Source organism: Pseudomonas sp. NPDC089407 (assembly GCF_044900445.1).
Lineage (GTDB): Bacteria > Pseudomonadota > Gammaproteobacteria > Pseudomonadales > Pseudomonadaceae > Aquipseudomonas.
The window spans coordinates 25,140-46,225 of sequence record NZ_JBJDNB010000030.1 but is presented as its reverse complement, the minus strand read 5'-3'; the positions used below and the strand labels follow the sequence as shown (position 1 = coordinate 46,225).

Here is a 21,086-nt window from a genome sequence, read left to right as displayed (position 1 = left end):
CGAAGGTGGGGTCATGTAGGAGCGGCCTTGTGTCGCGATCGGGCTGCGCGGCAGCCCCCGGTTTCCAGGCTGTAGCATAGATCTTGGGGCTGCTGCGCAGCCCGATCGCAACACAAGGCCGCTCCTACAAAGAAATTCGTCAGCCGTTAAGAGATATGCGCCGGGTTCACCTGCGCTTCACGCTGATTGGCCCAGTACTGGATCAGCTCGCGCAACTGCGACAGTTCCACCGGCTTGGCCATGTGCCCGTCCATGCCTGCCAGCCGCGCGCGTTCCTTGTGTTCGGCAAGAATGTGCGCAGTCAGCGCCACCACCGGGGTGCGCTGGCGCTGGTTGGCGGCTTCCCAGGCACGCAACTGCTGGGTGGCCGAAAAACCATCCAGAATCGGCATTTCGCAGTCCATCAGCACCAGGTCATAGCGCTGCGCTTTCATCGCCTGCAGGGCTTCTTCGCCATTGCAGGCGGTGTCCGGTTGCAGGTTCAGCTTGCCGAGCATGCCGCGGATCACCTTGGTCGAGATGCTGTTGTCCTCGGCGACCAGCACGCGGAAATCAACTGGCAGGTCCAGAGCCTGCGGCACCCCGGGCAGGCTGGCGGGCACCGCCTGCTCGCGGCCGCGCTGGGCCAGTTCCTCGGCCAGGGTGGTTTTCAGCGTGTAGCCGGCCACCGGCTTGGCGAGTATGCGTTTGACCCCGGCATTGCGCGCAATGACCTTGCTTGGCGCATTGCTGATGCCGGTGAGCATCACCACCAGGATGTCGTGGTTCAGGCTGGGGTCTTCCTTGATCTTGGCCGCCAACTGCATGCCGGTCATGCCTGGCATGTTCTGGTCCAGCAGCACGGCATCGAAGTAGTCGCGCAGGTGCGCCTTGGTGCGCAACAGGGCCAGGGCCTCCTTGCCCGACGGCACCGCGCTGACGTTCATGCCCCAGGCGCTGCACTGCTGCACCAGCACCTTGCGGCAGGTGTCGTTGTCGTCCACCACCAATACGCGGGCATCGCGCAGCGGGCCGTCGAGGTCGGCCGGTGGCTGCTCCAGGCGCGAAGGGTCCAGTGGCAAGGTCAGCCACAGGGTATTGCCCATGCCGGTGCTGCTCTTGATGCCGAATTCGCCCTGCATCAGGCCTATCAACTGCTTGGCGATGACCAGCCCAAGGTGGCCGCCCAGCTTGTTGCTGGAAAGGAAGTGGTGGCTGTGCAGTTCGGCCTGCAGCAACGCTTCGCGGTCGGCGGCAGGCAGCGGCTCGCCGCTGTCCTGCACGGCAATGCGCAGGCGCGGTACCTCACCGCGTTGGTCCAGCGCCACCACCAGCAGGATTTCGCCCTGGTCGGTGTTTTTCAGTGCGTTTTCCAGCAGGCTCGAAAGGGCCTGGCGCAGGCGCGTCGGGTCACCACTGATCACCTGCGGTACTTGCGGCTGGGTAAAGCTGATCAGCTCGATGTTCTGCTGCTCGGCCTTGGCGCGGAAGATGTTCAGGCAATCCTCGATCAGCGCGTTGAGGTCGAACTGCACGTCATCCAGTTCGATCTGCCGGGACTCCAGCTTGGAAATGTCGAGAATTTCGTTGATCAGCGTGAGCAGTTCATTGCCGGCGCTGTGGATGGTCTGTACATAGTCGCGCTGCTTGACCGACAAGGGCGTGCCCAACAGCAGCTCGGTCATGCCCAGCACGCCGTTCATCGGTGTGCGGATTTCGTGGCTGATCTTGGCCAGAAACTCGGCCTTGGCGTTGATCTCGGCATCGCTGGCGGCCAGCGCCCGGCTGGCGCTGAAGCGCTCTTCGCTCATGCGCCGCAGGCGTTCGCTGACCGCCAGGTTGAGCAGCAGGCCGCTGACCACGGTCAGGCCCAGCAGGATGCACAGCAGCCAGGGGGTCGAGGTGCGGGTCAGGCCGAGCAGTGCCGGCAGCAGCACCAGGCCACCGAGGTTGAACACCACCATGGCCAGGCTGAACAGGCGACCCGGGGGGTAGCCCTTGTACCAGTGGTAGCTGCTGACCAGCAGCATGCTCACGCTGCCCAGCGCCATCAGGGCGTAGGTCATCAGGTTGAGCGGCAGGGTATCGACGAACAGCAGCACCAGGCCACTGACCCCGACAATCAGTATTTCACCTTGCAGCAAGCGGTTCAGCCGTGGCGAGTTGCACGGCGAAAAGAAATGCTGGGTGAAATACAGCCCGGCCAGGCCGGCCAGCACCAGGGTCAGGTAGGCGGCGGGCGTTTGCGCGCTGTGCCAGACATGCCACCAGGGGCCGCTGAGGTTCAGCAGGATCAGGCCACTGAGCAGCATCAGGCCGTGGTACAGCGCCAGGATCAAAGTGGTGCTGGAGCGGCTGTAGAGGAAGCGGATCAGGTTGTGCATGATCAGCATCACCAGGCCGCCGAACAGCATGCCGAACAACAGTGGCTGGCTCTGGTTGGAGGCGGCCTCGGCCGCAGGCTCCAGGCTGATGGCCGGGCGCAGCTGGTGCTCGGAAACCAGACGCAGGTAGATATCCAGCGGTTGCCTGCTGTTGGGCAGGGGCAGTACATGGTCGCTGCCGCGCAGGGTCGGGCTGGCATTGCCGGCCTGGCGCCCATGGTGCAGCTGACGCAGAAGTTGGTCGCCTTCGAGGGCGTAGAGGTCAAGGCCAGACAGGTCCGGGGCAAATACCCGTAGCAGTTGTTCCTGGTCGCCTGGGTCCAGGCGGTAATGCAGCCACAAGGCCTGCTCTGCCGGGGCGGCATCCAGGTCGGCAAGCGTCAGTGGGCTGAACTGGTTGCGGTAGCGCTCGGAGCGCACGTCGCTCAGTTGCAGGTTGGCCTGTTCGTCGAGCAGAACGCTCCAGCCTCCGTCATGATCGGCTAAAGCCGGGAACATGCAGAGCAAGGTCAGCAAGCTGACGATCAGAGCTGAGGCAATCCGAAGCCGACGCACTACGAAATCCCTTCTTAGCCGATGTGCCGGGTATTAACTATGCGCGGCGCGCCAAGTCGAAGGCAAGGCCCATGCCGGGCCTTGTCGACGAGCCGGATGCCGCGTGCGCAAGGCAACACGGCGCTCCGGTAGTCCTTACTGCTGGTGCTCACCGCGCTCACGGGCGATGGCCCGGTAGCCGATGTCGGTACGGTAGAAGCTACCGTTCCAGTTCACTTCCTTGGCCAGGCGGTAAGCCTGCTGCTGCGCGTCGGCAACGGTGCTGCCCATGGCGGTGGCGCACAGTACGCGGCCGCCGTTGCTGACCACTTGGCCATCCTTGAGCGAAGTACCGGCATGGAACACCTTGCCTTCGATCTTCGCTGCAGCGTCCAGGCCGTTGATCACGTCGCCCTTGGCGTAGTCGCCCGGGTAACCGCCAGCGGCCAGTACCACGCCCAGGCTCGGGCGCGGATCCCACTGGGCCTCGACCTTGTCCAGCGCCTTGGCGAAGGCAGCTTCGATCAGCAGCACCAGGCTCGATTCCAGGCGCAGCATGACCGGCTGGGTTTCCGGGTCACCGAAGCGGCAGTTGAATTCGATGACCTTGGGGTTGCCCGCCTTGTCGATCATCAGGCCAGCATAGAGGAAGCCGGTGTAAACGTTGCCTTCCTCGGCCATGCCGCGCACGGTTGGCCAGATCACCTGGTCCATCACGCGCTGGTGCACGTCGGCAGTCACCACCGGGGCAGGGGAGTAGGCTCCCATGCCGCCGGTGTTCGGGCCAGTGTCTTGGTCGCCGACGCGCTTGTGGTCCTGGCTGGTGGCCATCGGCAGCACGTTGTGGCCGTCGACCATGACGATGAAGCTGGCTTCCTCGCCGTCGAGGAACTCTTCGATCACCACACGCGAACCGGCTTCACCGAAGGCGTTGCCGGCCAGCATGTCACGCACGGCGGCTTCGGCTTCTTCCTGGGTCATGGCGACGATCACGCCCTTGCCCGCGGCCAGGCCGTCGGCCTTGATCACGATCGGCGCGCCTTTTTCCTGCAGGTAGGCCAGTGCCGGCTCGATCTCGGTGAAGTTCTGGTAGTCGGCGGTCGGGATCTTGTGACGCGCCAGGAAGTCCTTGGTGAAGGCCTTGGAGCCTTCGAGCTGGGCCGCGCCCTTGGTCGGGCCGAAGCAGTCCAGGCCGCGGCTGCGGAACAGGTCGACCACGCCGATGACCAGCGGGGCTTCCGGGCCGACGATGGTCAGGTCGACGTTCTTTTCGGCGAAGTCAGCCAGTTGCTCCAGTGCGCAAACGTCGATGGCGACGTTCTCGCACTTGGCTTCGATGGCGGTGCCGGCGTTGCCCGGGGCAACGAAGACTTTCTCGACGCGTGGGTCCTGGGCGACTTTCCAGGCCAGGGCGTGCTCACGGCCGCCGCTGCCGATGATCAAAACTTTCATGTCAAAACCTCGAATTCTGTTTGGCGCCGATCCCGGTTTTTGTAGGAGCGGCCTTGTGTCGCGAAAGGGGCGCATCGCGCCCCCAGGTTTTCAGCTTCGCAGCAGAAATTGCCGGGGCCGCTTTGCGGCCCTATCGCGACACAAGGCCGCTCCTACAAGGGCCGGCGATCGGCCCACATCTGATTAGTGGCGGAAGTGGCGCATTCCGGTGAACACCATCGCAATGCCAGCTTCGTCAGCAGCAGCGATGACTTCAGCATCACGCATCGAACCACCCGGCTGGATCACGGCGCTGATACCCACCTTAGCGGCATTGTCGATGCCGTCACGGAACGGGAAGAACGCATCCGACGCCATGACTGCGCCCTGCACTTGCAGGCCAGCATGCTCGGCCTTGATTGCAGCAATGCGAGCGGAGTTGACGCGGCTCATCTGGCCGGCGCCGACACCGATGGTCTGGCGCTGCTTGGCGTAGACGATGGCGTTGGACTTGACGAACTTGGCCACTTTCCAGGCAAACACCAGGTCGTGGATTTCTTGCTCGGTCGGCGCACGCTGGGTGACGATTTTCAGGTCATCGGCGGTGATCATGCCGATATCACGGCTTTGTACCAGCAGGCCGCCGTTGACACGCTTGAAGTCCCAACCGGCAGCGCGCTCGGCTGGCCACTCGCCGCATTCCAGCAGGCGAACGTTCTGCTTGGCCGCGACCACGTCGCGGGCAGCCTGGGAAATTTTCGGGGCGATGATCACTTCGACGAACTGGCGCTCGACGATGGCCTTGGCGGTTTCGCCGTCCAGTTCACGGTTGAAGGCGATGATGCCGCCGAATGCCGACTCGGTGTCGGTCGCGTAGGCCAGGTCGTAAGCCTTGCGGATGCCGCCTTCTTCTTCAGGCACCACAGCCACGCCGCATGGGTTGGCGTGCTTGACGATGACGCAGGCCGGCTTGACGAAGCTCTTCACGCACTCCAGCGCGGCGTCGGTGTCGGCCACGTTGTTGAACGACAGTTCCTTGCCCTGCAGCTGCACGGCGGTGGAAATGCTGGCTTCGCCTTTCTTGGCTTCGACGTAGAACGCCGCGCTCTGATGCGGGTTCTCGCCGTAGCGCATTTCCTGCGCCTTGACGAACTGGCTGTTGAAGGTGCGCGGGAACTCGCTGCGCGCTTCAGTGCTCAGGGTGTCCTTGGCCTGATCGATGGTGCCCATGTAGTTGGCGATCATGCCGTCGTAGGCGGCAGTGTGCTCGAACGCCTTGAGCATCAGGTCGAAGCGCTGGGCGTAGGTCAGGCCACCGGCCTTGAGGCCGTCGACGATGCCGGCGTAGTCGCTGGCGTTGACCACGATGGCCACGTCTTTATGGTTCTTGGCAGCCGAGCGGACCATGGTCGGGCCGCCGATGTCGATGTTCTCGATGGCGGTCGGCAGGTCGCAGCCAGGCTTGGAAATGGTGGCTTCGAACGGGTACAGGTTGACCGCAACCAGGTCGATCGGCTTGATGCCGTGCTCGTTCATGATGGCGTCGTCGGTACCGCGACGGCCGAGGATGCCGCCGTGGATTTTCGGGTGCAGGGTTTTGACCCGGCCATCCATCATTTCGGCGAAGCCGGTGTAGTCGGCCACTTCCACCGCGTTCACGCCGTTGTCCTTGAGCAGCTTGTAGGTGCCGCCAGTGGACAGGATCTCGACACCGAGCTGTTGCAGCTCACGGGCGAATTCGAGGATACCGGTCTTGTCGGAGACGCTGATCAGGGCGCGGCGGACTGGCAGGCGGGTAGTCTGGTCGGTCATTTCGGGTTCCAATAACGCGGTGGAGTCAGCAAAAAAGGCGCCTCTGTTCAGGGAGCCGCCTTTTCTGGTTGGGATTCTGGCTTACAACAAGTCGTACTGCTTGAGCTTCTTGCGCAGGGTGCCTCGGTTCAGCCCGAGCATCTCGCTGGCCTTGGTCTGGTTGCCCTTCACGTAGTTCATCACGCTTTCGAGCAGGGGCGCCTCGACTTCGGAGAGCACCAGGTTGTACACGTCCGTGACGGTCGCGCCTTCCAGGTGGGCGAAGTAGTTGTGCAGCGCCTTCTCGACGCTGTCGCGAAGGGTCTGGCCCTCTTCGCTCGGCGTGTTCAGGTGCTGTTTCAGGTTGGCGTTGTCGCTCACGGGCGTTGTTCCACTCACAAAATTCTCGGTCATCATCGTCATGCGGCCACCCCTTGTCCGTCCTCTGTCTCAAGGCTCTGTCGACGTTCGCTGAAAAACGCACGAACGTTGGCGCACTGCGCTTGTGTGTCTTCCAAAGCGTTGAACCGGGAGCGAAACTCCTTGCCGCCGGGTCGTGTTGCCAGGTACCAGCCAACGTGCTTGCGGGCGATACGTACGCCCATCACATCGCCATAAAAGGCATGCAACGCGGCCAGGTGCTCCAGCAGGATGCGTTCTACTTCGTCCAGCTGCGGCGCCGGCAGGTGTTCACCAGTGCGCAGGTAATGCTCGATCTCGCGAAAGATCCATGGCCGCCCTTGGGCAGCCCGGCCAATCAGCAGGCCATCGACCCCGGTGGCGTCCAGCACCGCCCGGGCCTTTTCTGGCGAAGTGATATCGCCGTTGGCAAAAACCGGGATCGACACCGCTTGCTTGATGGCAGCGATGGTGTCGTACTCGGCTTCGCCTGTGTACAGGTCGGCGCGTGTGCGGCCATGCACCGCCAGCGCCTGGATGCCGGCCTGCTCGGCGATTTTCGCCACGTTCAGGCCGTTCTTGTTCGCCCGGTCCCAACCCGTGCGGATCTTCAGGGTCACCGGAACATCCACGGCGCCGACCACGGCGTGGAGGATCTCGTGAACCAAGGCTTCATCTCTCAATAAAGCAGAGCCTGCGGCTTTGTTGCAGACTTTTTTCGCCGGGCAGCCCATGTTGATGTCGATGATCTGGGCGCCTGCCTCGACGTTGGCCCGTGCTGCCGCCGCCATCATCTGCGCATCACCCCCGGCGATCTGTACCGAGCGTGGCTCGGGATCACCTTCATGGATGCGGCGCAGGCTCGACTTGCGGCTGTTCCACAGGCTCATGTCGCTGCTGACCATTTCCGATACCACCATGCCGGCGCCAAGGCGCTGGCAAAGTGTTCGGAAAGGCTGGTCCGTGACCCCGGCCATGGGCGCGAGGATCAGGTTGTTGCGTAGTGTGTATTGGCCGATGCGTACCGCCGACATAGGTGATCCCTGTTGTGGGGCCGAATCTTGGAGTTCGAAAAAGGGTTGGCATGATACCCGCTCTCGGTGACCGGATAAAGATGGATTTGGATAAAATCTGAACAGTTGTCGGCTTATGACAATTGCTTGGTTGGCGCTGACCTGTAGGAGCGGCCTTGTGTCGCGATGGGCCGCGAAGCGGCCCCTAGGGCTCAGCGCAGATGCATACATTGCTGGGGCCGCTTTGCGGCCCTATCGCGACACAACGCCGCTCCTACAGGGGGGCAGGGGTGGGTGGTTATTCCGGCGAACGGAAGCTCAGGCTGTAATTGACCGCCTTCGGCCCCGGATCGAGGATATCCAGCGCGATGTGAATCGGGGTCTGGCTGGGCATTTCACCACGCCCGGCCAGTTCCCCGGACAAGTACTCGCTGGGCTTGAACCGGCGGCTGGCGATCAGCTGGCCATTGAGGTCGGCGAAGCGCAGCTCCAGTAGCGGGAATGGCTGGGCGAACGGTGCGCGGTTGTAGATGATTGCATCAACGATCAGCGCGCCCTTGAAGTCCGGGTGGCTGCGCACTACCAGGTTGCTGCTTTTGATCCGGGCAATGTCGACGCGGGTGGGCACCTGGCAGCCGACGAGCGGGCAGACCTGCTGGAAGATCGGCCGGTACTGGTCCTGGCGCGCCATTTCGTCGAAATGGAACCAGACGTACTGGAACGCCAGCAGGCCGGCGGCCAGCAAGGTCAGCACGCCCCATAGCAGGCGCTTGCCCCAGTTGGGTGCAGGTTTTTCCCAGCCCAGTTGCAGCGGGTCGTCGACCACATCGACCAGCGGCTCTTTGCGCGACGGGCGCTCCGGTTTGCTGGTCAGGCCTGGCTCCAGGCGCTCGCCAGGCACTGCCTCGACCGGGTCGTCGTCGTGCGCCGAAAGATGCAGCGGCAGCGGCTCATCGTCGCGGGCGCTCAGGCCTTTTTCCGGCAGTTCGTCATCGCTGGCGCGCAGGGGTTCGCTGAAGGCTTCGGGCTCATCGATTTCGGCCGCGCGGTGCACGGGCGGTTCGTCGTCGAGGTCCAGCGCCAGGTTGCCGCCCAGGGTCGGCTCGGTGCGCTCGCCGGGGCCGGGCTGCAGGCCCTGCTCCAGAGGCTCCGGCTCCAGCAGCACAGGCGCGGACTCTGCTGGCTGCTGCAGCTCGAACGGCTCGTCGGTGGCCGTACCGAACAGGTCGTCGCCATGTTCATCTGCTTGCGGTTCGTCGCGCCGCGCCTGCAAGCCGTTATCCTGCTTGGCCGGGTGCGTCGAGGCCAGCTGGCCTCGGCGCTCAAGGCGCGCCAGCTCTTTGTCGAGGTCCAGTGCATCGAGCGCCTGGGCAGTGAGCGCCCAATCCTCGTCAGGGGTGCTGCTGCGTGCGCTGAGCGCCGGCTCAGGAGGGATCGCCGCTTCAATCGCTGGTGGCACCGCCGGTTCGGCAGGTGCCGCAGGGACCGCTGCCGGCGCTGCAGGCGCGCTGGCGCTGCGGTTCTGCTCAAGCAGCTGCTTGGCAGCGTTGAACACCTGCAGGCAGTGGCCGCAGCGCACCACGCCGCGAGCCACGCTCAACTGGTGGTGAGTGACGCGAAAGCTGGTCTGGCAATGCGGGCACTGGGTGACGAAACTGTCGGTCATGCGGCGATCCGGGAGCTGTGCAGAAAAGTATTCTAGGCCCGCTTAGCGGCGCCGACCACTGATACGCACCCAGCCGTCGCGTACGACGATCGGGTCCAGCTCAAAGTCGGCAGCGTAGGCGGCAGCCACTTCTTCGCCCTGTTCGGCGAGGATGCCCGACAGCGCCAGCAGGCCACCTGGGCGTACCAGCCCGGACAGCTGCGGCGCCAGCGATACCAGCGGGCCGGCGAGGATGTTGGCGACCAGCACGTCGGCCTGCATCGCCGGCATGTGTTCGGGCAGGTACAAGGCCAGCTTCTCGTCGGCGATGCCGTTGCGCTGGGCATTGTCGCGCGAAGCCTCGATGGCCTGCACGTCGATGTCGGTACCGACCGCTTCACGGGCGCCCAGCAGCAGCGCGGCAATGGCCAGGATGCCCGAGCCGCAGCCGAAGTCCAGCACCTGGGTGCCGTCGAGCTGTTGGCCGTCGAGCCATTCCAGGCACAGGGCGGTGGTGGGATGGGTGCCGGTGCCGAAAGCCAGGCCCGGGTCGAGCAGCAGGTTTACCGCGTCTTTTTCAGGGGCATCGTGCCAGCTGGGCACGATCCACAGGCGGTTGCCGAAGCGCATTGGTTGGAAACCATCCATCCAGCTGCGTTCCCAGTCCTGGTCTTCGATCACTTCGGCCTGGTGCTCGGGCAGCTCGGCGCCGGTCAGCAGGCGCAGGTGGGCGAACACCTGCTCAGGGTCGGCGTCGGCCTCGAACAGGGCCAGCAGGTGGGTGTGCGACCACAGCGGGGTGGTGTTCAGGTCGGGCTCGAAGATCGGTTGATCTTCGGCGTCCATGAACGTGACCGAGACGGCGCCCACTTCAAGCAGGGCGTCTTCGTAGGTTTCGGCTTGTTCCGGGCTGATGGCCAGGCGTACTTGCAGCCAGGGCATGGCGGGCACCTTTGGTAAATCGACAGAGGGCAGCCCTAGGCTGCGCGAAGGCTGGCAGTTTACGCGAGTGCGGGAGATTTGTGGATCGGCTTGGGAATGGGGCTGCTGCGCAGCCCGATCGCGACACAAGGCCGCTCCTACAGGAGATCGCATTCCCTTGTAGGAGCGGCCTTGCGTCGCGATCGGGGCGCGCAGCGCCCCCAAAAATCTATCAGACAAAACAGAGCGAGAGCGACTCAGCTATATAAGCAGGCTTCTCTTCACCTTCAATCTCCAGCGTGGCAATCGCCTTGAGCAGCCACTGACCCGGCTTTTTCTCCGTCACTTCGGCCAGGTCCACCTTCAACCGCACCTGGCTGTCTACCTTGACCGGCTGGATGAAGCGCACGCTGTCCAGGCCGTAGTTCACCACCATCTTCAGCCCTTGCGGCAGGACCAGAATGTCCTCCATCAGCACGGGAATCAGTGACAAGGTCAGGAAACCGTGGGCAATGGTGCCGCCAAACGGGGTTTTTGCCGCCTTTTCCGGATCGACATGGATGTACTGAAAGTCGCCGGTGGCCTCGGCGAACAGGTTGATGCGCTGCTGGTCGATCTTCAGCCAGGCCGAGCGGCCCAGTTCCTTACCAACGTATTGCGAAAGCTCTGTAACCGGTACATGGGGCATCGCGGACTCTCCGGGTTGTCAGTTGGTACGAAAGTGCAAGATCAGCACGGCGAATCGTTTCAGTCAAGTTGCCCGCTTTTAGGCGAATATCGGTCTATAGCTGCGCGTGCTTATAATGACGGCCATGCCCGAGGGAGATGCTTATGCTGTTGCGTGGTTTGACCTGGCTGGTGCTGTTCCAGCTGCTGGGGACGGCGATCAATCACCTGTTCGTGCCGTTTTTGCCGGGGCCGATCATCGGTCTGTTGCTGCTGTTGTTCTTCCTCATGGCCCGCGGTGAGGTCGGCAAGCCGTTGAATGAAGCTGCCAGCAGCCTGTTGCGCTACCTGCCGTTGTTGCTGGTGCCGCCGGCTGTAGGGGTGATGGTGTACGCCAAGGACATCGCTGCCGACTTCTGGGCGATTGCCGGCGCCTTGCTGATTTCCTGCCTGGTGACGTTGGTGTTCGTCGGCGTGCTGATGCAAAAGCTCATGCATCGCCAGGGCAAGCGCGAGGAGCAGCCATGATGCTCGACTGGCAAGGCGCACTCGAAGCGGTGGTCCATCACCCGCTATTCGGCATCGGCATCACGCTCGCGGCCTACCAGGTGGTGCTGGCTGCCTTTGAGAAGACCCGCTGGATCTTCCTGCAGCCCGTGCTGGTGTCGATGTTGCTGGTGATCGGCGTGCTGCTGGTAAGCGGCATCGACTACAGCGAATACCGCAAGAGCACCGAAATCATGAACACCCTGCTGGGCCCCGCCACGGTGGCCCTGGCCGTGCCGCTGTACCTCAACCTGCGGCGTATCCGGCAGCTGTTCTGGCCCATCTTTACTACGCTGGTAGTCGGAGGCCTGTTCGCCACGCTGTGCTGCCTGCTGCTGGGCTGGTGGTTTGGCGCCGAACACATGATCCTGATGACCATGGCGCCAAAGTCGGTCACTTCGCCGATTGCCATGCTGGTGGCCGAGCAGATTGGCGGCGTAGCGGCCCTGGCGGCGGTGTTCGTGCTGATTACCGGGGTAATCGGCGCCATCTTCGGCCCGGCGCTGCTCAGCCGCTTTGGCGTACACAGCCCCGAAGCGCGCGGCATGTCGCTGGGTGTGACGGCGCATGCGGTGGGTACTTCGGTGGCCCTGCAGGAAAGTGACGAATGCGGCGCCTTTGCCGCCCTTGCGATGAGCCTGATGGGCGTGGCCACGGCGGTGTTCCTGCCGCTGGCGGTCAGCCTGGTAGCTTGAGGACTTGTAATGACACTACCGCTGTTTCCGCTCAACACCGTGCTGTTTCCTGGCTGCTTTCTCGACTTGCAGATTTTCGAGGCGCGCTACCTGGACATGATCGGGCGCTGCATGAAGCAGGGCGAAGGGTTTGGTGTGGTGTGCATCCTGGAAGGCGAGCAGGTCGGCAAGGCGCCACCGGTGGTTGCGTCAATCGGCTGTGAAGCGGTGATCCGCGACTTCGTGCAGCAGGATAACGGCTTGCTGGGTATTCGCGTTGAAGGTGTGCGGCGCTTCAACCTGGACAGCACCGAGGTGCAGAAGGACCAGTTGCTGGTGGGCCAGGTGCAATGGCTGCCGGAACAGGCGGACAGCCCGCTGCAGGAGGCGGATGACGACTTGCTGGCACTGCTGGTGGCCTTGGGCGAGCACCCGATGGTCGAAGCCCTGGACATGCCACGCCCGGTGGACGGGCGCCAGGCGTTGGCCAACCAGTTGGCGTACCTGTTGCCGTTCATGGAAGAGGACAAGCTGGACTTGTTGACCCTTGATTCGCCGCAGCAGCGGCTGGGGGAGATACAGAAACTGCTGGAGCGGATTCAGGGTGAGTTGTTTGCCTGAGGGTTATGTTTGCCTGTGCGGGCCTCTTCGCGTCGAACCGCCGCGAAGAGGCCCGCACAGGCACCATCAATACTGATAACGCAACAAAGCCTGCGGCAACGCATGCATGGCAAAGAACGCCAGCAGCGCAATGCACGCCGGCAGCACCAGCCACCACACCCGCTGTGGCAAGGCTGGCAACGTCTGCTTGTATTGCACCAGTGTCAGGCTAAGCGCACACACGCAGCACGCCAGCATGGCCCCGGCGAGGATGTCGGTCGGCCAGTGCGCCCCCAGGTACACCCGCGACAGCGCAATCGCCAGCGCCGGGATACAGCCCAGCATCACCCACGTCAGGCGCATGCGCGGCGGTTGGCCGCGCCCGGCCAGCACCGCCAGCACCAGAAAGAACGCAAACGACGCCGAACTGTGCCCGCTGGGCATGCTGTAGCTGGTCAGCGGGTCGCTCAGCACCTCGGGGCGGGCCCGCGCAAACAGCCATTTCAGTGAGCCGTTGGCGATCGCCGTGCCCATCAGCGCGCCTGCGGCGAACAGCGCATGGCGCCATTGCCTGGCCAGCAGTAACAGCCCGGTCAGCAGGCCGCCGAGGAAAAACTGGGTGCGGAAATCGCCCAGTCGGGTTACCAGCACCACCGTGCCATCGATGGCCTGGCTGCGGTGTTCTTGCACAAGCGTCATTACGCCTTGATCGAACTGGTGCAGGTAGGGCCAGCCCAGAAACAACCCGGCCAGGGCCAGGAAGCACAGGCCGGCCACTAGCCGGGTGCCGTGGCGGTGGTCGCGGATGCTGCTGTTCAGGCTCAGGCCGATCAGCACTGCCAGGGTGCCGGCAATGATCCCGGCATCCAGCCAGAAGCCTTCCGGCAATGGCAGGCGCATCGCCGCGCCCGTGGCCCAGCCGGGTAGCAGGTAGGCCACCGACCAGCCGGCGCCGGCCACCAGGCTGACGGCAATGAAGCGTGGCAGCGGCATGTCGAACATGCCGGCGACCATCGGCAGCATAGGCCGCAGCGGGCCGATGAAGCGGCCGACCAGCAGGCTGGCGATGCCGTAGCGCTGGAAGTACGCCTCGGCGCTGCCGATCCACTCCGGGTGATGCCGCAGCAAGGGCAGGCGGCGGATGTTCTGGTGGAAATACTTGCCCACCGTATACGACAAGGCATCCCCCAGCAGGCCACCGAGAAAGCCCAGCAACAGCGTTTCACCGAGGCTGAAGGCGCCGCTACCAGCCAGTACCGCCACGGCGAACAGCAGTACCGTGCCGGGTACAATGATGCCGGCAATGGCCAGGCACTCGATGCAGGCAATGAGGAAAATCGCCAGGCCAAGCCACTGCGGGTTGGCACCGAGCCAAGCGGTCAGGCTGTCGAGCCATTGGCCCATGTTCAGCTTCCTTGTTCGAGAATGAAGAAGTCCCGGCCTTCGACTTGGCCGCGGCGTAACGGGTTCCGTGTGCAAAAGCGCGCATATTCGGCGTCGACGAAGCGGTAGGGCAGGTGCTCGTCTCGCCCGTGCGGGATGCCCAGGCGGGCGGCCTGGATCACCTGTGGTACCGGGTTGCCGCAATCTTCCACGTACAGGCGCTCGGTGTCGAAGCGCTGGGCGTCCCAATGCGGCACTTTCAGGCCCAGTGCGCGGCACAGCAGCGTTTGCCCGGCACACAGGCGTTCGGCCGGGCGCACCTGGCCGCTGGCGTCGGGGTTGTTCAGTTGCATCTGCGCCAGGCTGTTGGGGCCCGAGAGGGCGTCCTGCCAGGGATAGGCAGACTTGATCAGCACTGCGTTGCCCGGCCCGTGGGCGCTGAAGTTCAGCGAATCGCCGCCGCGGGCGTAGTACATGTAAATGTGCCCGCCGTCGAGGAACAGGGCCTTGCGCTTTTCGGTGTAGCCGAGCGAGGCATGGCTGCCTTTGTCGGTGAGGTAGTAGGCCTCGGTCTCGATGATGCGCGCGGCCAGCCACAGGTCACCGTGACGATGGCGGATGACTTTGCCTAGCAGGGCCTTGGCCAGGGTCTGGGCGTCGCGGTCGAAAAAGCTGTCGGGCAGGGCTGGCATGCGGACGGTTCGCGGTTGGGGAGGCGGGGATGATAGCAATGAATGGCTTAATCGAGGCTGAACCTGAGGAGGGACTGATTGGTATCTGTATGTTTCATTGGGGGAGTGGCTGGTGGGGTTTGCCTTGAAGGGTTTGGCGCCTGTGAAATCGAGCGCCGCCCGCGCGGCGCTTCGCGGGGCAAGCCCGCTCCCACATCTGTTTCGGGCCAGTTATTCCTGTAACCGACGCACTCGCACCCTTGGCGTCCGCCTTGATATTCAAATTGGAACAACAAGGCGGTCGCGCGCCGCCGGCACAGGACGCACTGGCCCGAAATAGATGTGGGAGCGGGCTTGCCCCGCGAAGCGCCGCGCGGGCGGCGCTCGATTTCACAGGCGCAGAAAGGTTATAGGCGAACAACCATTTTCTACCATCCGCCTCCCGCCGCTGGGCGTATACCTGCGCGGCAGTTATAATCAGCCGATTTCCCCTTTCGCCAAGACACCGAACCCATGACTGAGTCCGTTCTTGACTACATGACCCGCCTGGGTCGCGCTGCCCGTGAGGCTTCCCGGGTGATCGGCCGTGCCAGCACCGCGCAGAAGAACCGCGCCCTGCAAGCCGCCGCCGAGGCGCTGGATGGCGCACGTGCCGAGCTGACTGCCGCCAACCAACTGGACCTGGCCGCTGGCCGCGCCAATGGCCTTGAACCGGCGCTGCTTGACCGCCTGGCCCTGACCCCTGCGCGTATCGACGGCATGATCACCGGCCTGCGCCAGGTGGCCAGCCTGCCGGACCCGGTCGGTGCCATCCGCGACATGAGCTACCGCCCCTCGGGCATCCAGGTCGGCAAGATGCGCACGCCGCTGGGGGTGATCGGGATCATCTACGAGTCGCGCCCGAACGTAACCATCGATGCCGCCAGCCTGTGCCTGAAGTCGGGTAACGCGACCATCCTGCGGGGCGGCTCCGAAGCCATCCATTCCAACCGTGCCATCGCCACCTGTATCCAGCGTGGGCTGGCCGAGGCCGGCTTGCCGGCGGCAGTGGTGCAGGTGGTCGAGACCACTGACCGCGAAGCCGTGGGCGCGCTGATCAGCATGCCGGAATTCGTCGACGTGATCGTCCCGCGCGGCGGCCGTGGCCTGATCGAGCGCATCAGCCGCGATGCCCGCGTGCCGGTCATCAAGCACCTGGACGGTATCTGCCATGTCTTTGTCAGCCAGCATGCCGACCTGGACAAGGCCTGGAACGTGGCCTTCAACGCCAAGACCTACCGCTACGGCATCTGCGGCGCCATGGAAACCCTGCTGGTCGACCAGCAGGTGGCCGAGCGCTTCTTGCCGGAGATGGCCCGCCGCTTCCACGACAAGGGCGTAGAGCTGCGTGGCTGCGAGCGGACCCGGGCGTTCATCGATGCCAAACCGGCCACAGAAGCTGACTGGCACACCGAGTACCTCGACGCCATCTTGTCGATCCGCGTTGTCGATGGCCTGGACCAGGCCATCGAGCACATCAACCACTACGGCTCGCACCACACCGACTCGATCATCAGCGAACACCAGGGCGAAGCCCGCCAGTTCATGGCTGAAGTCGATTCGGCGTCGGTCATGCTCAACACCCCGACCTGCTTCGCCGACGGCTTCGAGTACGGCCTGGGTGCGGAAATCGGCATTTCCACCGACAAGCTGCATGCCCGCGGCCCGGTCGGCCTGGAAGGCCTGACCTGCGAAAAATACGTGGTGATCGGCGACGGCCAGCTGCGCGGCCAAGGGGCCTGCTGAGTTGAGCAAGGCTCAGGCAGTCCGGCGCATCGGCATTCTAGGCGGCACCTTCGACCCCGTGCACATCGGCCACCTGCGCAGCGCGCTGGAAGTGGCCGAGTTCATGGGGCTGGACGAGTTGCGCCTGCTGCCCAATGCCCGGCCGCCACACCGTGACACCCCGCAGGTGGCCGCGCAAGACCGCCTGGCCATGGTCCGCGAAGCGGTGCAGGGCGTGGCGTGCCTGAGCGTCGACGCCCGCGAGCTCGAGCGTGACAAGCCTTCGTACACCATCGACACGCTGGAATCGATCCGCGCCGAACTGGCCGGCAGCGACCAGCTGTTCCTGCTGCTGGGCTGGGATGCCTTCTGTGGCTTGCCCAACTGGCACCGCTGGGAAGAACTGCTGCAACACTGTCACATCCTCGTGCTGCAACGCCCGGATGCCGACGTAGAACCCCCTGACGAGCTGCGCAACCTGCTGGCTGCGCGCTCCGAGAGCGATCCCACCGCCATGTCCGGCCCGGCGGGAAATATTTCGTTCGTCTGGCAGACACCGCTTGCGGTGTCGGCTACACAGATCCGACAGCTGCTGGCCAGCGGCAAATCGGTGAGGTTCCTGGTGCCGGACGCCGTACTGGCCTATATCGAGGCGCACGAACTGTATCGTGCGCCCAACTGACGGTGCCTCTGGCGCCTCATCCAACGAGTTGAACGAGTTTTATATGACCAAGCAGAAAATTTACGGCGAAGAACTGGTCGCAGTGACCAAGGCCGCGCTGGAAGACGTCAAGGCCCAGGATATCCAGGTCATCGACGTGCGCGAAAAGCACAGCCTGACCGACTACATGATCATTGCCACCGGTACCTCCAACCGCCAGATCAACGCGATGGCCGAAAAGGTTCGCGAAGCGGTCAAGGCCAAGGGCGCACAGCCACTGGGCGAAGAAGGCAAGGGCGATAGCGACTGGGTACTGCTGGACCTGAACGACGTCATCGTGCACATGATGACTGCCGCTGCCCGCCAGTTCTATGACCTGGAGCGCCTGTGGCAGGGTGCCGAGCAAAGCCGTGCTGCCGATGGCAAGCACCACAGCCCGGACCATGCCCACGAGTATTCCGACAAGCTCAAAGACCGCGAATAAGGATAGCGCTGTGCGTCTGCGCCTTATTGCGGTCGGCTCGCGCATGCCGAAGTGGGTCGAGGAAGGCTGGCATGAATATGCCAAGCGCCTGCCTGCCGAGCTGTCGCTGGAGCTGGTGGAAATCCCGCTGAACACCCGTGGCAAGAATGCCGATGTCGCCCGCCTGATCCGTCAGGAGGGCGAAGCCATGCTGAGCAAGGTGCAGCCCGGGGAACGCATCGTCACCCTCGAGGTCCATGGCAAGCCCTGGAGTACCGAGCAGCTGGCGACCGAGCTGGACCGCTGGCGGCTGGATGCGCGCACGGTCAATTTGATGGTGGGAGGCCCGGAAGGCCTGGCGCCTGAGGTTTGCGCGCGCGCCGAGCAGCGCTGGTCGCTGTCGCCGCTGACCCTGCCGCACCCGTTGGTAAGGATACTCATCGGCGAGCAGATCTACCGCGCCTGGACCGTGTTGTCCGGGCACCCTTACCACAAATGAGCCTGTAAGCAGTCCGATGTCGCAGCCGATCCGTCTCAAGGACCACGAGAAAGACGCCCGCCTGGTGCGCAACCGCGTCGTGGTCGGCGCAGTGGCGGTCATGCTGCTTATTTGCGTGCTGATCGCCCGGCTGTACTACCTGCAGATCATTCAGTACGACTACCACTCGACGCTGTCGGAGAACAACCGGGTGCATGTGCAGCCGATCCCGCCAACCCGCGGGCTGATCTTCGACCGCAACGGCGTGATCGTTGCCGACAACCGGCCCAGCTTCAGCCTGTCGATGACCCGCGAACGTGCGGGTAACTGGCAGGAAGTGCTGGATACCATCGTTGAAGTGCTGGAACTGACGGATGATGATCGGGCGCTGTTCGAGAAGCGCATGCGCCAAGGCCGCCGGCCGTTCGAGCCGGTGCCGATCCTGTTCGAGCTCAACGAAGAACAGATCGCCCGGGTGGCGGTGAACCAGTTCCGCCTGCCGGGCGTCGAAGTGGTGGCGCAGCTGGTGCGGCATTACCCGCAGGGGGCGCACTTTGCGCATTCCGTGGGGTATGTGGGGCGGATCAACGAAAAAGAACTGAAAACCCTCGACCCGGTGAACTACAGCGGCACCCACCATATTGGCAAGACCGGCATCGAGCGCTTCTACGAAGATGCCCTGCACGGCCAGGTGGGTTACGAGGAAGTCGAAACCAACGCCCGGGGCCGGGTGTTGCGGGTGCTCAAACGCACCGACCCCAAGCCGGGCAAGGACATCGTGCTGAGCCTGGACATCAAACTGCAGGAAGCCGCCGAAGCCGCCCTGGGTGGCCGCCGTGGTGCAGTAGTGGCGCTTGACCCGCGAACAGGCGAAGTGCTGGCCATGGTCAGCCAGCCCAGCTTCGACCCCAACCTGTTTGTCACCGGCATCAGCTTCAAGGCCTATGCCGAGCTGCGCGAGTCGATTGATCGGCCGCTGTTCAACCGTGTGCTGCGTGGCCTGTACCCGCCGGGTTCGACCATCAAGCCGGCGGTGGCCATCGCCGGCCTCGACAGTGGCGTAGTCAATGCCAGTAGCCGGGTGTTCGACCCGGGCTACTACCAGTTGCCCAACTACGACCACAAGTACCGTAACTGGAACCGCTCCGGGGATGGCTGGGTCGACCTGGACACCGCGATCATGCGTTCCAACGACACCTATTTCTACGACCTTGCGCACAAGATGGGCATCGATCGGCTGTCCAGCTACATGAACAAGTTCGGTATCGGCCAGCGGGTGTCCCTCGACATGTTCGAGGAATCTGCCGGGCTGATGCCTTCGCGCGAGTGGAAGCGCGCCACCCGCCGCCAGGCCTGGTTCCCCGGCGAAACTTTGATCCTCGGCATCGGCCAGGGCTACATGCAGGCGACACCGCTGCAACTGGCCCAGGCCACGGCACTGATCGCCAACAAGGGCGTGTGGAACCGCCCGCACCTGGCCAAGACCATCGAAGGCCAGCAGCCGGTAGATGAAAACCCGATGGAAGACATCGTGCTGCGCGACAAGTCTGACTGGGCCAAGGTTACCCATGGCATGGAGCAGGTGATGCACGGCGCCCGTGGTACGGCGCGCAAGGCCGCAGCCGGTGCCCAGTATCGTATTGCCGGCAAGAGCGGTACCGCCCAGGTGGTGGCGATCAAGCAGGGCGAGAAGTACGACCGCAACAAACTCCAGGAGCGCCACCGCGACCATGCGCTGTTCGTCGCCTTTGCCCCGGCCGAAGCCCCAAAGATCGTGGTCTCGGTAATGGTCGAGAACGGTGAGTCCGGTTCGGGTGTGGCCGCGCCGGTGGTGCGTCAGATCATGGACGCCTGGCTGCTCGACGAAAATGGCCGGCTCAAGCCCGAGTTCGCGCCTGCCACCGTTACCCAGGAATCGGCCCTGTGATGAACAATTTCGATCGCATACTCTCCAGCGAGGATGTGATGCGTCGGCGCGCCAGCTTCCTGCAGCGCATCCATATTGATGGCCCCTTGCTGGTCATCCTGCTGACCCTCGCGGCCGGCAGCCTATTCGTGCTCTATTCGGCCAGTGGCAAGAACTGGGACCTGCTGCTCAAGCAGGCCACCTCGTTCGGCATCGGCCTGGTGTCGATGTTCGTCATCGCCCAGCTGGAGCCGCGCTTCATGGCCCGCTGGGTGCCACTGGCGTACCTGGCCGGGGTGCTGTTGCTGGTGGTGGTGGACGTGATGGGCCACAACGCCATGGGCGCCACGCGCTGGATCAACATCCCCGGGGTGATCCGCTTCCAGCCCTCGGAGTTCATGAAGATCATCATGCCGGCGACCATCGCCTGGTACTTGTCCAAGCGCACCTTGCCGCCGCACCTGAAACACGTGGCAATAAGCCTGGTGTTGATCGGTGTGCCGTTCATTCTTATCGTGCGTCAGCCGGACCTGGGCACAGCGCTGCTGATTTTGGCCTCCGGCGCCTTCGTGCTGTTCATGGGCGGTCTGCGCTGGCGCTGGATTCTCAGCGTGCTGGCGGCGGCAGTGCCGGTGGCGGTGGCGATGTGGTTCTTTGTCATGCACGACTACCAGAAACAGCGGGTACTGACCTTCCTCGACCCGGAAAGCGACCCATTGGGTACCGGCTGGAACATCATCCAGTCCAAGGCTGCCATCGGCTCGGGCGGGGTATTCGGCAAGGGCTGGCTGCTCGGCACCCAGTCGCACCTGGACTTCCTCCCGGAAAGCCACACCGACTTCATCATTGCCGTGCTCGGTGAGGAGTTTGGCCTGGTGGGTATCTGCCTGCTGCTGATCGTCTACCTGCTGCTGATCGGCCGTGGCCTGATGATTACCGCGCAGGCGCAGACCCTGTTTGGCAAGCTGCTCGCGGGCAGCCTGACCATGACGTTCTTTGTGTACGTGTTCGTCAATATCGGCATGGTCAGCGGCCTGCTGCCCGTGGTGGGCGTGCCGCTGCCTTTTATCAGCTATGGCGGAACATCGTTGGTGACGCTGTTGTCAGCGTTTGGCGTTTTAATGTCGATCCATACGCACCGCAAATGGATCGCGCAGGTTTGAATAAGGTGAACAAT

Annotated in this window: 19 protein-coding genes; 9 read left to right on the top strand and 10 right to left on the bottom strand. The window is 63.7% G+C overall.

The window, feature by feature from the left end:
* Positions 1-146: 146 nt before the first annotated feature.
* The 8 genes from ACI2KG_RS21405 to ACI2KG_RS21370 form a co-directional block, all read right to left on the bottom strand.
* Positions 147-2,918: a response regulator gene (locus ACI2KG_RS21405; protein ID WP_404663196.1), complete on the bottom strand. Its 2,772-nt coding sequence runs from the start codon at positions 2,916-2,918 to the stop codon at positions 147-149.
* A gap of 135 nt (positions 2,919-3,053) precedes the next feature.
* Positions 3,054-4,349 (bottom strand): phosphoribosylamine--glycine ligase, encoded by a 1,296-nt coding sequence (gene purD, locus ACI2KG_RS21400; RefSeq protein WP_404663195.1) that lies wholly within the window; start codon positions 4,347-4,349, stop codon positions 3,054-3,056.
* A gap of 183 nt (positions 4,350-4,532) precedes the next feature.
* On the bottom strand, positions 4,533-6,140 hold the full coding sequence (purH, locus tag ACI2KG_RS21395; RefSeq protein WP_400618174.1) for a bifunctional phosphoribosylaminoimidazolecarboxamide formyltransferase/IMP cyclohydrolase: 1,608 nt from the start codon (positions 6,138-6,140) through the stop codon (positions 4,533-4,535).
* Positions 6,141-6,221: 81 nt separating this feature from the next.
* The gene (fis, locus tag ACI2KG_RS21390) at positions 6,222-6,542 is read right to left on the bottom strand and encodes a DNA-binding transcriptional regulator Fis (protein ID WP_003249693.1); all 321 of its coding nucleotides are present in this window, start codon (positions 6,540-6,542) and stop codon (positions 6,222-6,224) included.
* Positions 6,539-7,552 (bottom strand): tRNA dihydrouridine synthase DusB, encoded by a 1,014-nt coding sequence (gene dusB, locus ACI2KG_RS21385; RefSeq protein WP_400618177.1) that lies wholly within the window; start codon positions 7,550-7,552, stop codon positions 6,539-6,541. Before dusB ends, fis begins: the two co-directional genes overlap by 4 nt.
* Before the next feature lie 277 nt (positions 7,553-7,829).
* Positions 7,830-9,197 carry a DUF3426 domain-containing protein gene (locus ACI2KG_RS21380; protein ID WP_404663194.1) on the bottom strand — a complete coding sequence of 456 codons (1,368 nt, stop codon included), beginning with the start codon at positions 9,195-9,197 and terminating at the stop codon, positions 7,830-7,832.
* Between the two features lie 42 nt (positions 9,198-9,239).
* Positions 9,240-10,118 carry a 50S ribosomal protein L11 methyltransferase gene (gene prmA / locus ACI2KG_RS21375; protein ID WP_404663193.1) on the bottom strand — a complete coding sequence of 293 codons (879 nt, stop codon included), beginning with the start codon at positions 10,116-10,118 and terminating at the stop codon, positions 9,240-9,242.
* Positions 10,119-10,329: 211 nt separating this feature from the next.
* The gene (locus ACI2KG_RS21370; protein ID WP_404663192.1) at positions 10,330-10,785 is read right to left on the bottom strand and encodes a MaoC family dehydratase; all 456 of its coding nucleotides are present in this window, start codon (positions 10,783-10,785) and stop codon (positions 10,330-10,332) included.
* A gap of 143 nt (positions 10,786-10,928) precedes the next feature.
* Between ACI2KG_RS21370 and ACI2KG_RS21365 the strand changes: the two genes are divergently transcribed.
* The 3 genes from ACI2KG_RS21365 to ACI2KG_RS21355 are packed head-to-tail and all read left to right on the top strand — an operon-like array spanning position 10,929 to position 12,604.
* Entirely contained in the window at positions 10,929-11,291 is a 363-nt protein-coding gene (locus ACI2KG_RS21365; RefSeq protein WP_201202573.1) for a CidA/LrgA family protein, read from the top strand.
* Positions 11,288-12,004 carry an LrgB family protein gene (locus ACI2KG_RS21360; RefSeq protein ID WP_404663191.1) on the top strand — a complete coding sequence of 239 codons (717 nt, stop codon included), beginning with the start codon at positions 11,288-11,290 and terminating at the stop codon, positions 12,002-12,004. Before ACI2KG_RS21365 ends, ACI2KG_RS21360 begins: the two co-directional genes overlap by 4 nt.
* A 9-nt stretch (positions 12,005-12,013) precedes the next feature.
* Positions 12,014-12,604 (top strand): LON peptidase substrate-binding domain-containing protein, encoded by a 591-nt coding sequence (locus ACI2KG_RS21355; protein ID WP_404663190.1) that lies wholly within the window; start codon positions 12,014-12,016, stop codon positions 12,602-12,604.
* Positions 12,605-12,670: 66 nt separating this feature from the next.
* Here the strand turns inward: ACI2KG_RS21355 and ACI2KG_RS21350 are convergent, their stop codons facing one another.
* Complete coding sequence (locus ACI2KG_RS21350) at positions 12,671-13,987, bottom strand: bifunctional DedA family/phosphatase PAP2 family protein (RefSeq protein WP_404663189.1); 1,317 nt, start codon at positions 13,985-13,987, stop codon at positions 12,671-12,673.
* Positions 13,988-13,989: 2 nt separating this feature from the next.
* Entirely contained in the window at positions 13,990-14,658 is a 669-nt protein-coding gene (locus tag ACI2KG_RS21345; protein ID WP_404663188.1) for a DNA-3-methyladenine glycosylase, read from the bottom strand.
* A 492-nt stretch (positions 14,659-15,150) separates the two neighbouring features.
* On the opposite strand from ACI2KG_RS21345, the gene ACI2KG_RS21340 reads away from it, so the two are divergent.
* Genes ACI2KG_RS21340 through rodA form a run of 6 tightly spaced genes read left to right on the top strand, consistent with a single transcriptional unit; the run spans position 15,151 to position 21,072 of the window.
* Positions 15,151-16,422, top strand: a complete 1,272-nt coding sequence (locus ACI2KG_RS21340; RefSeq protein ID WP_404663187.1) for a glutamate-5-semialdehyde dehydrogenase — start codon at positions 15,151-15,153, stop codon at positions 16,420-16,422.
* Position 16,423: 1 nt separating this feature from the next.
* Positions 16,424-17,083, top strand: coding sequence for a nicotinate-nucleotide adenylyltransferase (nadD, locus tag ACI2KG_RS21335; RefSeq protein ID WP_404663186.1), 660 nt, complete (start codon positions 16,424-16,426; stop codon positions 17,081-17,083).
* 43 nt (positions 17,084-17,126) lie between these two features.
* A complete protein-coding gene (gene rsfS, locus ACI2KG_RS21330) occupies positions 17,127-17,546 on the top strand; it encodes a ribosome silencing factor (protein ID WP_009685825.1) in 420 nt (139 codons plus the stop codon).
* Between the two features lie 10 nt (positions 17,547-17,556).
* The gene (gene rlmH / locus ACI2KG_RS21325; protein ID WP_003249722.1) at positions 17,557-18,024 is read left to right on the top strand and encodes a 23S rRNA (pseudouridine(1915)-N(3))-methyltransferase RlmH; all 468 of its coding nucleotides are present in this window, start codon (positions 17,557-17,559) and stop codon (positions 18,022-18,024) included.
* Positions 18,025-18,040: 16 nt separating this feature from the next.
* Positions 18,041-19,930: a penicillin-binding protein 2 gene (mrdA, locus tag ACI2KG_RS21320; protein WP_404663185.1), complete on the top strand. Its 1,890-nt coding sequence runs from the start codon at positions 18,041-18,043 to the stop codon at positions 19,928-19,930.
* Between the two features lie 38 nt (positions 19,931-19,968).
* Positions 19,969-21,072, top strand: coding sequence for a rod shape-determining protein RodA (rodA, locus tag ACI2KG_RS21315; RefSeq protein ID WP_050491907.1), 1,104 nt, complete (start codon positions 19,969-19,971; stop codon positions 21,070-21,072).
* Positions 21,073-21,086 lie beyond the last annotated feature (14 nt).

Excerpts from the sequence above, each read along its gene's own strand:
- purD (WP_404663195.1), bottom strand. The coding sequence starts at position 4,349 with ATGAAAGTTTTGATCATCGGCAGCGGCGGCCGTGAGCACGCCCTGGCC.
- purH (WP_400618174.1), bottom strand. The coding sequence starts at position 6,140 with ATGACCGACCAGACTACCCGCCTGCCAGTCCGCCGCGCCCTGATCAGC.
- fis (WP_003249693.1), bottom strand. The coding sequence starts at position 6,542 with ATGACGATGATGACCGAGAATTTTGTGAGTGGAACAACGCCCGTGAGC.
- dusB (WP_400618177.1), bottom strand. The coding sequence starts at position 7,552 with ATGTCGGCGGTACGCATCGGCCAATACACACTACGCAACAACCTGATC.
- ACI2KG_RS21380 (WP_404663194.1), bottom strand. The coding sequence starts at position 9,197 with ATGACCGACAGTTTCGTCACCCAGTGCCCGCATTGCCAGACCAGCTTT.
- prmA (WP_404663193.1), bottom strand. The coding sequence starts at position 10,118 with ATGCCCTGGCTGCAAGTACGCCTGGCCATCAGCCCGGAACAAGCCGAA.
- ACI2KG_RS21370 (WP_404663192.1), bottom strand. The coding sequence starts at position 10,785 with ATGCCCCATGTACCGGTTACAGAGCTTTCGCAATACGTTGGTAAGGAA.
- ACI2KG_RS21365 (WP_201202573.1), top strand. The coding sequence starts at position 10,929 with ATGCTGTTGCGTGGTTTGACCTGGCTGGTGCTGTTCCAGCTGCTGGGG.
- ACI2KG_RS21360 (WP_404663191.1), top strand. The coding sequence starts at position 11,288 with ATGATGCTCGACTGGCAAGGCGCACTCGAAGCGGTGGTCCATCACCCG.
- ACI2KG_RS21355 (WP_404663190.1), top strand. The coding sequence starts at position 12,014 with ATGACACTACCGCTGTTTCCGCTCAACACCGTGCTGTTTCCTGGCTGC.
- ACI2KG_RS21350 (WP_404663189.1), bottom strand. The coding sequence starts at position 13,987 with ATGGGCCAATGGCTCGACAGCCTGACCGCTTGGCTCGGTGCCAACCCG.
- ACI2KG_RS21345 (WP_404663188.1), bottom strand. The coding sequence starts at position 14,658 with ATGCCAGCCCTGCCCGACAGCTTTTTCGACCGCGACGCCCAGACCCTG.
- ACI2KG_RS21340 (WP_404663187.1), top strand. The coding sequence starts at position 15,151 with ATGACTGAGTCCGTTCTTGACTACATGACCCGCCTGGGTCGCGCTGCC.
- rsfS (WP_009685825.1), top strand. The coding sequence starts at position 17,127 with ATGACCAAGCAGAAAATTTACGGCGAAGAACTGGTCGCAGTGACCAAG.
- mrdA (WP_404663185.1), top strand. The coding sequence starts at position 18,041 with ATGTCGCAGCCGATCCGTCTCAAGGACCACGAGAAAGACGCCCGCCTG.
- rodA (WP_050491907.1), top strand. The coding sequence starts at position 19,969 with ATGCGTCGGCGCGCCAGCTTCCTGCAGCGCATCCATATTGATGGCCCC.